Genomic DNA, 12,470 nt, shown 5'->3' with positions numbered 1-12,470 from the left:
TGGTAGTAATAACGGACTGTCTCCAATGAAGTTTGAAAAGCAGTATTATGAGAACTTAGAAAGTGTCTAGAAAACTAAGGGCTTACCAGTAAGCCCTTTACTTTACAGCAGCTATAACTCATTTAACCACATGGTTTTTCGCAGGTTTAATCTTTGGCGTACCTATCTGGTAAGATAATGGATATTTATATAAAAAGTAAGTAGTTAGCCACATTATAATTAGTATAAAGTATTAGCCCGTAAATGAGAGCCTTAGTCGCCAAGGAAGCATAACATCATGATCCGTCGCTTAATCGATAAATTGAGTCCGACATTATATGTCCAGATATGGGAGAACCGTATCCGGGTTGTTGATATTGAAACCAATGGCGTATTTGATGAACAGCCGCACCTACAAGTAGAGTCGAGTAAAAACGGAGCAAAGATTGTGACCGCTTTTGGTAATAAGGCTTACGTTAATCCATTGAACCCTTTTTCTCATCCTAGAGCACTTCTCAATGATTTCTTTGTTGCTGAACGATTACTCAAGGAGATAATTAACCAACTCGCTGGCAAAAAACTCCTATCTCCCGCTCCTATAATCATTATCCATCCAATGGAAAAAACAGAGGGGGGCTTAACTATGATAGAAATTAGAGCATTTCGAGAAATGGCTATAGGCGCTGGCGCCAGAGATGTTGTTATCCATCAAGGCCAAGAGTCATTAATAAACACAGAAATCAATTTCAAAGAACTTGCAAAACAGGAGCAAAGGCTAGCTTTAACGTTATTGTCTATGCATTGAGCCGATATAAGCTAAACCATTACCAATTAAATTTATATAAAATGGGCTAAAACACTTGAAAAAAAACACTATTTTAGGCTACTCACTCTTAATCTTGTTCTCTGTTACCGCCCTAGCAAATGAGATTGATTGCGACAGTGCTTACTCGACAATCGAGATAAATCAATGTGCGGCACAGGAGCTCGATACAGCTAACATTGAGATGCAAACCTACTTAGCTAAAGCTTATGAGCACAACAGTTACGATGCAGAGCTAATTAGCGCAATTAAAGCTGCGCAACTAGACTGGCAACAGTATTTAACATCCCACTGTGACGCGGTATACACTCAGTGGCGTGAGGGCACTATTCGCGGCGTTATGGCCATTTCATGCCAAACAAAGCTAACTAAGCTGCGTACGCATGAAATTTGGGATAATTACCTAACGTACAGAGATAGCACTCCAGCCGTGCTACCTGAGCCAAAAAGCTAATTTATAATGCTAATACAAAAGCTAATGCACAAAGCTAATTAAAAAATATAGGTACTTAACAGATGAGTAGTCCTCTCGGTGGTTTGTATATTTCTTCTCTTAACCGTAATAAGCAAGCTAAGTTTGATTTATCCAGTCGCGTATATGTACAACTTAATTTGACGTTAACATACAATGCTCAGCAGCTCATTTCACAGAGCCGCTGTTTTTATGTGGGAGAGGTACAAACATTTAGTATCGAATATGGCTCTATCACCGTTGAAAGCAGCTTTATTGATTCAGCAGGGTTACTCAATCTTAGATGTCAGGTTGATTATCAGCAAAGCGACAAAGCGTTTAACGGTTTGCAAGAGTTCAACTTATCGCCGCACGAGCCCCTAAGCGGATTAGTCAATGCTGATGAGCGGTTTAAAATCACTGTGTGTGCCAAGCCTGCTTAATCGTAAGCACTAAGAGTGCTACACCAGTAACAAGCTATACTCATAACAAGTAATACTCATCAAAGTAATGCCCATCAAAGCTATGGGCTTAACTTTCCTCTCGTTTAAAGCGGCTTAAATTGGTTTAAAATTTTTGTCTAGCAGGGACTCTAACAGTAAAGCCCCCTGCTCGCTTACCCTAAACTGGCCATATTTAGCAGAGTCAAATCGCTTTGCTTGTCCCTCTTCGAAAAAGAACGCATTGCTAGCAAATTTGATTTGATTGTGACGCACACGATATTGAATATTAACCACTTCATCAATCGTATCCTGAGCTTTATCAACCGACACTAATTGCGCCACTTGATTTTGGTCAAGCTTGACCTGCAGTAAACCGTCTCCATTCTCAACCTTAACTAATGGCCTGATCTTGGCCGCGATGGCATAGTTCAATGCCATATAATCCCCCTGCATTAAGGAGCGAGGGTCCACTGGAGCGAGCGCAAAACGAACCACTTTACCCTGGGCTAATTGCTGCTCTTTCTGGTATATATCCCAATTAACAACGGCCAATACTGCACAAATTGTCGCAATGACGAGATAAACAGTCATTGGATTCTTTAGCTTGATAATGTTAGTTTGTTCGGTCATAACACTCTCTTATACAACTTTTATACAGCATGTTTAACGATTCTGAACCAGCACGCTTATAAACCGCTTTATGCATTACTACCCGACTCAGTATTAGGTAATATTTTACCCAAGAGTAGCTTAGCCACTAGCAATATGACCCCCAGTGCCAATAGCCAAATCGATTTCTCCAGCAGCGTGACTTGCATGCTGTAATAGTACCAAGCGACAAAACTTACGATCCCCAGCAGTCCAAGGGAGAAAATAAGTCTTTCTCCAACATAGAAGCCAACAATCAAGATAAGCACTGCACTTAACAGACCCACCATCGGGATAGAGAGCGCCGCGAGTAATACCATAACCAGCATACTAATGAGCCCTTGTTTGCTATTGAGAGATAGTGATAACGAGCCAAAAATGTTAATCAGCAAAGCCATGGTAATAATGAGTGTCGTACTGACCGACAAGGCATTCGCCCAATTCGCTAGCACAGGAAACGCATTTTCTAGGGCGATACTCGTATGCCCAATCATTAACGGCAGTTGAATTAACACCATCCACAACGCCAACATATAACCCATAGCGCTCATTCTGGCAAAATGCTGCCCCGTGTTAGCGTGAGTTAGCCAAAGCCCGACAAACATTAGGTTGATGATGACTGGCATTAATTCCAGTAGCTGTAACTCATAGCCAATACCAATCACACAAGCTAGCACACCAAAGCTCATGACACATTGATGGCTATAGTGCTCAACTAAAAGCCAGTTAAGCATCAATATGGAGCCGAATGCTAAAAACCAACCTAGTCCAAAATCGTCGCTAAACCAACCTGTTATGCCATAACCTAGAGATAATAATCCACACAAACTGAGTGCTAATGCCATCTGATTTAAAAACAGCTGCGAGGGGCTTAAACGATAAACCAATATAGCCAGACCGCTGTAAAATAGACCAATAATAGTCGCAAAAGTGGTATCAAGATCATCGAAGAACAGGCTGAAAAAACTGATGGTAAAAGCTAATATAAATAGCGAGGCCACCCAGGCAGCCAGCGACTGCATCAATTGTATATACCAAGGGCTATTGGGCGTTAATGAAGGTAAGTCTGATTGAGTACTCCCCCCGTTAGTGGATAACTTTCCCTCAATTAAGCCAAGTGCATTCAACTCAGCCCAAAGTTTACCTTGGGCTAATACGTCTTGAGCCACAAACCGACCGGCGAATAATTTATCTAGCATCAAGACAGCCCTTCTACGCTAAAAGCCTGATGACGCTGTTTGAGCCACAGAGTCACTGCCGTTGTGGAGCCGATAATGCTCAGTCCAAGCACTAAAAATAGGCCTATAGGATCGTTGCCCTCTAGGACTAAACGGGCAAGTAGGCTATTAACAACGGCAACAAGACTAAAGCTGCCAATAGCGAGTACAAAGATATCTTTAAGCACAAAGTTATAGAGAACATAGCCCGCACCAATAAAAGCAACATAGCCAAAGAACCATAAACCGTTGCCCCAATCGAATAGAGTCTCAATGGCTAATGCTGTAATACAGACCACACTGATTAGTATGCTGAGTTGTTGAAACACTGGCGCGTCATATCGATTGGGCTCATAGCCTAAACTTTGGTTATGCTGTAAATGTTGTTCACATAGCGAGCCCCGGTTAAATAAGCCAAGCTTGCCACTGAGCAACAAACAACAGAAATGCAGTAATAGGTTAAGTAAAAATAGTGCCTTTAAAGATAAATTGAAAATGAATAAATGCGCAATCATGCCCGGAAAAGTCTGGTAATAAAGAACCAAAGTCAGATTAACGAGTAAACCCAATAACAGCCATAACAGCTCAGATCCAGCGACCCAAGCTAGCGGTAAAACAAACAATGCCCAAAGTGCAAACAACTGCCACGGATCAGCTCCCGTTTGATAGGTTTGCCCAACCAAAGCCAAAAGGCTGCCGATAATAATGGCGGCGGCCAATAACACCGCATTTGCCGCAGTATAGCCAAAGCCTAACCCTGCACCTCGCTTTCTTGCCCGAAGGTGCTGCACAAGATAAATAAGCAAAGTAACTATCAATGCGCCCTCAACCACAGCAAAACGCGCAAGTTTACCCATAGATTGCCAGTTAGCGGCCACAAAAAAGACCACTCCAGCACCTAGAAATAATCCAGATAGCCAAGTGAGCAACACATTGGTTAACGCTTGCCATTGCCCCCTCATTGGAGTTTGGCACGCTAAGGATAAGGCCTTGGGCATACTCTCTTGCGTTATCAAGGCTTGTTCAAACCAGCGCCATAACGCAGATTTAAAATTATTCACTCACTTGTTCCCTAACATAAATTTAATCAGAAAAAAATTTCTGATTCAATATCTTATACCGATTTACATATTACTATCTTAGATCCGTTAACCAAAATAAAAAGGGTGCACTATGGCACCCTTTACTTGTTACGGACGAAGTTTATTCATCAGCCCCGCCATAAGCTGGCGCACTCACAGGTTTAGCGTCAGGATCTGTAACGGGTTGAGCATCTGGGGCTTGTCCCTCTTCGGTTTTGAGCCAAGTTATAAATAACTCATACCAAATAGCCAAGATTACCGCCCCTAAGAACAAACCTATGATCCCAGCGGTGATCATACCGCCAATCGCGCCGATAAGAATGACCGGCATTGGCACATCGACCCCACGTCCCATCAGCATAGGTTTTAGGAAACTATCAGAAACGCCTGCAATCAATACCCAAACAGTAAAGATGGTAGCAGGGGTTGAATCATGAGTTGAAAATACATAGAAAATAAGCGGCAATACCACTAACAGTGGTGGCAGTTGCGCGATACCGAGAATAAACACAATAAAGGTAAATATTCCCGCAGCAGGAATACTAAAGGTAAATAATGCAGAGCCAATTAAAATACTTTGAATAAACGCAACGCCAACCACACCCAGTAATACACTACGGATCGTGGCTGCAGTTAAACTTGTCCACTCTTCACCGTGCTTACCTACTACTTTTACCGCCACGGTGCTGACTGCTGCTGCAGATTTCTCGGCATGCGCCATAAAGCCACCAGCAATGGCCAGTGAAATGATAAACATCACTAAAGACCCTAAGCTACTACCTAGCATACCCGCCGCTGCACTGACGCCTGTTTTAATTTGGGGTAAAAAGTGCAGTACCGCCTTCTCTAAATTAGTCGCAAATAATGCCCAAATATCATAAAGTTTATCGCCTATAAGCGGAATGTCTGCAATTTTTTGTGTTGGCCCAAGAATATCAACTTCACCAGACTGTAGCACTGTAATGATGTGTGACACCCCATCGAAAATTGAGCTTGAAACAATCCAGAAGGGTGCAATAAGCAACAGTATTCCTGCCAAAGCGAGAATCGTTGATGCAAGCCCTCGGCGCCCTTTTAATGCCTTTTCAAGCTTTTGCGTCATTGGCATAAGGGCAACTGCAATAATAGCTCCCCAAAGTACAGGGATAATAAATGGCTTGATGATATCTAAAGTCCAAACAACCAGAATAAACAGTAAGCCAATCCTTATTGCCGATTCCATCATATTGTTGATGAACAACTTACTTTGGGTATGCTGCATAGGGTTTTCCATATTAACCTTCCTGTTGTGTTTCTTTTTGAGCTAATCCAGCGCTCACTAAACTTGCAACGACAATTGCCATATAAAACACGCCTGCAATCGCCTCCATATATACCGCAACTTGTGCAAAAGGCGTATTAGGGCTGATATCGCCATAACCTAAAGTGGTTAACGTGACAAAGCTAAAATAAGCCATTTGTGAAAAATTTTGTCCCCAAACACTATGCTCAATACCTGAAAAAGCGTGAGGCGATAATGCTAAAATTAAGAGATATACTAAAGCCCACATCAAGCCTAGCAGTAAAAAAAGCGCAATAGAGCCGACGACCTTGTTGCCATCAACTGAACCAGAAAATAGGATTTGCTGAGCGATAGAGCTAAAAGTGCCCCAGAAAAAGACAAACATAAGGCCAAGCATAAAGAGATCAACATGTGGTACTGACATAAATTTTTTGACGGCCGCCGCCAAAAGCCAAACAATGATAAGCCCCTGCATAAAGCGCTTCCAGCGCTTATCGACCCCGAGACTGACCACACATACCCAGAAAGTAACGGCAATAATGACCTCAAGTATGGACTCTAGCATACCATCAGCGACCGTTTTGACTAATGAGGCACTAAGCAGCAACACCACTAGCGCTGCTGTCATATAGTAAAAGTTATTATCTTTTGTGATTATATTTCTGAACAATCTGTCGAGTCCCTGTCAGTTATCATTTTACCGGCCATATAACCAGCGGTTCAGCTTAGCTAATGCTTCCAATACAATAGCTTAATTTATCCTCAAATGCCGAAACTTTTAACATTCTGATAAAGATTTCATCTACGTTAATATGTCAAAAATAGCCGCAATTTCATAGCCATGTCAGTATTGACATTAAAAACACAAAAAATAACCCGCGATAAAAACTGCGGGTTATTAATACTAACGAACGACTTTAACAAGGCTATTTACTCACGCTTTTCACTCACATTTTTTACTAAAAAATTATAAAACCAGCAAAAAACAGTGATAACAGCTTAATCCCGTTGCAGCGCAACAATAGGGTCAAGCTTAGCCGCTTTATTGGCTGGGTATAAACCAAAGCCAACGCCAATCGTCATACACACACCGAGTGCCAGCAGTATGGAGAACGGTGACCAGGCTACAGGCCAGCCAGCAGCAGACGAGATAATTAGCGCCAGCAATAACCCAACTCCGATACCAATAATGCCGCCCGTCGCCGAGATAGCAATGCTCTCAATCAAGAACTGACGAGCAATATCCTTACGTTTAGCGCCTAAAGCACGTAACAGACCAATTTCGCCTGTTCGCTCTAAAATAGTCGCGAGCATAATATTCATAATACCTATACCACCGACCAACAATGAAATGCCTGCAACACAGGCCATCACAATATTGAAGATCTGCTGGGTCTTTTGATGTTGAGCCAGTAGATCTGCTGGAACCACCACATCAAAATCTTTCTCACCACCGTGGCGCCTATTTAGCAGGTGTTGCAAACTTTTGGCAGCAAGCGAAGGGGCTACTCCATCAGCTAAAGCCAACTTAAACGCATCAAGTTCACTCTCTAAACTCTTAAATTGCATTTTTTTAAGCGCTGTCGTTAATGGAATAAAGACTTGGTTACGCTCCCCACCAAGCTTCACGCCTTGAATGCTAGACTTAGAGCCCTCTTTTTCTGATAACACGCCAACAACGGTAAACCATTGATGGTTTACTTTAATCAGGTTGTTTATCGCATTGCCCTGAGGAAATAAACTTCTGGCAGCTTCTGGCCCCAATACCGCAACCTGTTGATAGTAAGCTTCATCAGTATCATTGAGTGTTCGTCCCTCACCTAGCGGCAGTGAACTCAGCTCGAAATAACTGGGAGTGACTCCAACCACTTTTGCATCGCTGCGACCTTTGAGGCTAAACAGGCTGAACACTTTTACGTACTTCTCAGCACTCCAATTCTCAACAAATGGCAAGGTATCACGAGCACTTTCGATATCTCTCAGGCTTAATCCAATGCTGTGTTCTCGTATAGACTTAAGCGCCTCACCTTCGGCGCTACGTGCGTTAACGACTAAGTTTTTAACCCCCATAGACTCAATCATTTTTAATGCTTCGCGCTCCGCCCCTTCGCCAACACTTAGCATAGCGATAACCGCACCGACACCAAAAATCATACCGAGCAAAGTTAAAGAAGTGCGTAATTTATGGTGACGCATTTCATCGAACGCTTGTTTAATCCCTTCCCAATATACGGCAATAGGCACAGATGACTTATTCATAACGTCCTTTTTAAGTGGTTTGACTAGGCTCACCGAGGCTCTGTTAGCGGTCATACACGATTCCTCTTCGGTGGTGTGGTCAATGCAATGGTATCCCCTTGCTTCAAGCCTTCGGTGATCACGGTTCGATTCAAGCTGCGATTACCAAGTTTAACGCTTTGCTTAGCAAAACCAGCCGATGTTTGTAGATAGACCCAATACTCACCTGACTTTTGGAACAGAGCTTGGTTTGGCACGGTAATCACATCTTTAAGATCAAGTGCGTGTACCATGGCATTCACTTGTCTGCCAGGTTGCATAATTGCAGTTAAGGTTTTATCTAAAGTGACGGTGACCTCAAAATAATTAACTGGGCTGTCCTGCTCTTTAGCTTTTGCCAATGCATCGAGCTGCGTTAAGGTACCGTTTATTGCAAATTCTGGATATGCATCAAGATATAACGTCACAGCCTTGCCTATAGCCAAACCTAAGGCTTCTGATTCAAGCACATGCAATTTAGCCTGCATCTTTGAAGTGTCAGGAAGTAAGCCGATGGCCATACCTGACCACATCATGTCGCCAGCAGCGGGCAACTTGCCATTCCAACCCGTTTGCGCGACAAAAATGCCGTCATGAGGCGCAACAATCTCCATCTGCTTTAGATTACCGGTATAACGGTTCATCTTGGCCTGATGGCCTTTTTGCTTTAACTTGATGAGCTCTTGTTCTGCTTGGGCTTGAGAACCATGCTGACTCAGCCCCCAATCATAAAAGTCCATTTTGGCTTCAAGGTAATCTTGATTGCGCATCTGATCGATAATATCGATTTTGGTATAAACTCGTTCATCGTCACTGAAAAATTGTTCGGCTAAATCTTGCTCCTGCGCGGTCAGTTTTGTATCAGTAGTCAAACTCTTATCGATGGTTTTATCCCTCTGGCTCTGGATCTGGCTATCGAGACCTAGACGATCATAATCGAGCGCCTCCATCTCTAAGCGGAACCGTTCTCGCGCCCCATCCATTCGTGCAACAACATCACCGGTTTTAACCGTACTGAAATTGTCCATGATCCAAGCTAAAGACTGCGGGCCTCTAAGCCCTGTAGGTACATTGACCGTAGTCGAGTTACTCGCCTCTAACTCACCCGATGCAGGAATATCAACTTTAAAGTCAGAGCGATGAACCTCAACGGTTAACACACCATTATTTGCAGGATCACTACAAGCTGTCATGACTAGCAAGCCAGTGACGAATAAAGCACGACGAACATAGCGCCTTTTATTTGTTAAATGAGTGATTATCATGGCAGCAACACCTCCTCTCCTTCCGTTAATCCTAAGGTAATTGCTACTCGCTCTTTCCCCATATCCCCTAAGCCAACATATTGTTTACTTTCGGTAAATATCCCCGGCTTTAATACATATGCTTTGCCGCGTTCATAATGCACAGCATCTAAAGACAAGAGTAATTCAGGATTGTTATTGGCGATATCGATACTTATTTTTGCGGTCATCCCTGGGCGCATCATCTCTGTATCAGGTTGCTCAATACTGGCGACAGCATCAAATATAACCAAGGGGACATCTTGATTTTTAACTCTAAACACTGCGCCAAGTTCAATTATTTTGCCGTTAAAGCTTTTCTCAGGATTAGCATCGAGACGAATTTTTAATGCTTGGCCAATCTTAACTCGCCCAGCTTCAACTTCAGGGATGGTCATGTTGACTTGCATGTGTTGCAGATCGGGAATACTTAATACAGAGTCACCGACGAAAATATTTTGTCCTTCAGCGACTTTATTGCCTTGTTGATCATTGCCATAAACCACCATACCATCTCTTGGCGCAATTAATGTCAGTGACTTTATCCCCTTTTCGAGAGCGGCGACTTCAGAGGCAAACTTTTGCTGATCACCAGCTAACATTTTCATTCTCTGTTCAGCGCTTTCGATTTCAAGCTCAATTTTTTGATTAATTAATTGAACCCTGTCTTTAGCGATAACTTCATCTTTTAGGTATTTTTGTTGATCGATAACCGAAACAGTTATATCTGAAATGTCGACTTTAAGTTGACTCTTTTCTTGTTCCATTTTGGCTTCGGCTAGCTCAAGCTTTAGCTCTTGTAACTTTTTGGCATTACGCAGTTTCGAGGTTTCGATATCTTGAATGGTGGTCGCCAAATTTGCTGCTTTCACAGAAAGCCTTTGGGTTAATGTCGAGGTATCAAGCTGAGCCACTCTATCGCCTTGCTTGACTTCACTGCCCTCTGGAGCCAACATTTTTACCTGATACTGCCACACTCGACGCAGTGCCGGCGGCCTTAAGCTCACCGTATTCGCTGAAACGAGCTCCCCCGTCACCTCAATTTGTTGCTCTAAAATCCCTGACTCAACTTGAGTCACTACATATTGGCTACAGCCAGTGAGAATTGCAGCTAACATCAATGTATTAATGGCTGTCATCTTCATGATGAAGTCACTCCCGTTTCTATTAATACGCTCATTCCAGGAATGATCTCAACTCGCTCGTCACGGTTAAATTTAATCGACAATTTAAACCAGTTACTTTTACCCCATGCCGGTTGCTTACTGGCTTGTCGACTAATCGTGTCGACACTACCGCTTAAGGTTATTGTTGATTGAGAATCGAGCCTTAGGCGGACAGTTTCGCCAATGGTTAGACGGTCTACATCGACTTCATTGACCCATGCAATTACCTCTAAATCATCAAGTGCGGGGATATTGGCAACTTGTCTGCCTATTTGCGCGTTATCACCCACCGAGTATTTTTTGTCGCTCCAAGGATCGCGAGAATAAAGTACTGGGCCTGCAATATCGGCGTGCAGCTCAAGTTGCTCTAGTCCCGATAAGGCTTGAGATAACTCAAGTTCAGCGCGCTTTTTATCAATCGCCAACTGGGATAATGATGCTGTGCGCTTATCTTGGATCTCGGCTAAAGCTTGCTGTTTTTTGGATAATTCAGACTCGGTTTTGAGCTGATTAAATTGATTGTCAGCGTAATCTTTAGCCGCAATAAAGTCAGCCGGAATAGCGGCATCTAACTGCGCTTTTTCTAATTCAAGCCGGGCTTGCTTAAGTTCAAATTTGGCTTGTAATAACTGCGCATTGAGCTCTATCGATTGGCTCTGTTCCTGCGCAGTCACTCGTAATAAGCTCGCTTCAAGCTGCTCAATTTGATTATCAATTTCACTCTTATCGAAAATAACCACGACTTGCCCAGGCTCAGCTAAGCTCCCCTCTGGCATCATCCACTGAATTTGATAGCGCCACGTATCGCCAGCCTTTGGCACCACAAAAGCTTGTGATACGACAGAGGCGACCTGTCCTGTCAGTAACAGCGGCGTCAAATCAGCTTTGTTTAACGAGTCTACGTCAGCATAGGCTAATGAGTTATCAGAGCTCTGGTTTATTGTTTTCGTTTGAGAACTCGACAAGGCGCTAGCAAGCGACTCTGCACCAGCGGTTGCTGATACACTCACATTGACCAGCATGGCAACAGATAAGCTAAGCACCATCCGAGGGAGCACACTCTTTGCTTTGATCATGACACGGTGATTAACCAAGGTATTAAGCGGCATTGTCACCTCTTTCTTCAATTTCTACGATGTCGCCATCTCGCATACGAATAACACGCTGAGCATAGGCTGCGACTTCTTCTTCGTGAGTCACGAGAACGATGGTCTGACCCGCTTTATGTAACTCAGTAAATAGCGCCATGATCTCAACTGACGTTTTACTATCGAGTGCACCAGTCGGCTCATCGGCTAACAAAATAGCGGGACGATTAACTAAAGACCGCGCAATAGCGACACGCTGTCTTTGGCCACCAGACAGTTGGTTTGGCCTATGGTCATGTCTAGATCCTAAGCCCACTCGCTCAAGAAGTTCGTGTGCATAGTCAGTATCTTGCTGTGCATCAGCTGAAAACCTTAAAGGTAATAATACATTTTGAAGGGCCGACAAACGCGGCAGCAGATGAAAGCTTTGAAATACAAAACCAATCTCTTTATTTCGCACCGCAGACAAGGCGTCATCATCTAACTCAGCCACTTCCTGGTCATTTAGGCTGTAGTTTCCCGACGTAGGCTTATCAAGGCAGCCTATAATATTCATTAATGTCGACTTACCAGAGCCCGACGGGCCCATAATCGCAACAAACTCATTTCTTGCGATTGAGAAGCTCACCCCATTGAGCGCTTTAACTAAGCTTTCGCCCATGGGGTATTCTTTTGTTAATTGATGAACTTTAATCATAAGGTTCTCATATAGCAGAATTAGTGAAAATCAT

General features: G+C 43.2%; 13 protein-coding genes. 3 read left to right on the top strand and 10 right to left on the bottom strand.

Going from position 1 to position 12,470, the window contains the following annotated elements:
- Positions 1-277 precede the first annotated feature (277 nt).
- The 3 genes from ACVBIK_RS17070 to ACVBIK_RS17060 all read left to right on the top strand — a co-directional run bounded on the left by ACVBIK_RS17070 (position 278) and on the right by ACVBIK_RS17060 (position 1,696).
- Positions 278-784, top strand: a complete 507-nt coding sequence (locus ACVBIK_RS17070; RefSeq protein ID WP_447162001.1) for a rod shape-determining protein MreB — start codon at positions 278-280, stop codon at positions 782-784.
- Positions 785-839: 55 nt separating this feature from the next.
- Positions 840-1,256: a lysozyme inhibitor LprI family protein gene (locus ACVBIK_RS17065; RefSeq protein ID WP_447162000.1), complete on the top strand. Its 417-nt coding sequence runs from the start codon at positions 840-842 to the stop codon at positions 1,254-1,256.
- A 62-nt stretch (positions 1,257-1,318) separates the two neighbouring features.
- Complete coding sequence (locus ACVBIK_RS17060) at positions 1,319-1,696, top strand: hypothetical protein (protein WP_447161999.1); 378 nt, start codon at positions 1,319-1,321, stop codon at positions 1,694-1,696.
- A 114-nt stretch (positions 1,697-1,810) separates the two neighbouring features.
- Here ACVBIK_RS17060 and ACVBIK_RS17055 read toward each other — a convergent pair whose 3' ends face one another.
- The 10 genes from ACVBIK_RS17055 to ACVBIK_RS17010 all read right to left on the bottom strand — a co-directional run bounded on the left by ACVBIK_RS17055 (position 1,811) and on the right by ACVBIK_RS17010 (position 12,436).
- Complete coding sequence (locus ACVBIK_RS17055) at positions 1,811-2,326, bottom strand: GDYXXLXY domain-containing protein (RefSeq protein WP_447170154.1); 516 nt, start codon at positions 2,324-2,326, stop codon at positions 1,811-1,813.
- 68 nt (positions 2,327-2,394) lie between these two features.
- Positions 2,395-3,543 carry a DUF4401 domain-containing protein gene (locus ACVBIK_RS17050; RefSeq protein ID WP_447162875.1) on the bottom strand — a complete coding sequence of 383 codons (1,149 nt, stop codon included), beginning with the start codon at positions 3,541-3,543 and terminating at the stop codon, positions 2,395-2,397.
- On the bottom strand, positions 3,543-4,622 hold the full coding sequence (locus tag ACVBIK_RS17045; RefSeq protein WP_447170153.1) for a DUF2157 domain-containing protein: 1,080 nt from the start codon (positions 4,620-4,622) through the stop codon (positions 3,543-3,545). The genes ACVBIK_RS17050 and ACVBIK_RS17045 overlap by 1 nt, the downstream gene beginning before the upstream one ends.
- 142 nt (positions 4,623-4,764) lie before the next feature.
- Positions 4,765-5,916, bottom strand: coding sequence for an AI-2E family transporter (locus tag ACVBIK_RS17040; RefSeq protein WP_447170152.1), 1,152 nt, complete (start codon positions 5,914-5,916; stop codon positions 4,765-4,767).
- 1 nt (position 5,917) lies between these two features.
- Positions 5,918-6,595 carry a potassium channel family protein gene (locus tag ACVBIK_RS17035; protein WP_447161994.1) on the bottom strand — a complete coding sequence of 226 codons (678 nt, stop codon included), beginning with the start codon at positions 6,593-6,595 and terminating at the stop codon, positions 5,918-5,920.
- Positions 6,596-6,924: 329 nt separating this feature from the next.
- Positions 6,925-8,184 (bottom strand): ABC transporter permease, encoded by a 1,260-nt coding sequence (locus ACVBIK_RS17030; RefSeq protein WP_447162020.1) that lies wholly within the window; start codon positions 8,182-8,184, stop codon positions 6,925-6,927.
- 50 nt (positions 8,185-8,234) lie between these two features.
- On the bottom strand, positions 8,235-9,395 hold the full coding sequence (locus ACVBIK_RS17025; RefSeq protein ID WP_447162898.1) for an efflux RND transporter periplasmic adaptor subunit: 1,161 nt from the start codon (positions 9,393-9,395) through the stop codon (positions 8,235-8,237).
- Positions 9,396-9,463: 68 nt separating this feature from the next.
- Positions 9,464-10,630 (bottom strand): efflux RND transporter periplasmic adaptor subunit, encoded by a 1,167-nt coding sequence (locus ACVBIK_RS17020; protein ID WP_447170151.1) that lies wholly within the window; start codon positions 10,628-10,630, stop codon positions 9,464-9,466.
- Complete coding sequence (locus tag ACVBIK_RS17015; protein ID WP_447161992.1) at positions 10,627-11,760, bottom strand: HlyD family secretion protein; 1,134 nt, start codon at positions 11,758-11,760, stop codon at positions 10,627-10,629. The genes ACVBIK_RS17020 and ACVBIK_RS17015 overlap by 4 nt, the downstream gene beginning before the upstream one ends.
- On the bottom strand, positions 11,750-12,436 hold the full coding sequence (locus ACVBIK_RS17010; RefSeq protein ID WP_447161991.1) for an ABC transporter ATP-binding protein: 687 nt from the start codon (positions 12,434-12,436) through the stop codon (positions 11,750-11,752). Before ACVBIK_RS17010 ends, ACVBIK_RS17015 begins: the two co-directional genes overlap by 11 nt.
- Positions 12,437-12,470 lie beyond the last annotated feature (34 nt).

Source organism: Shewanella sp. 125m-1 (assembly GCF_052977065.1).
This window is presented reverse-complemented; position numbering and strand designations above follow the sequence as displayed.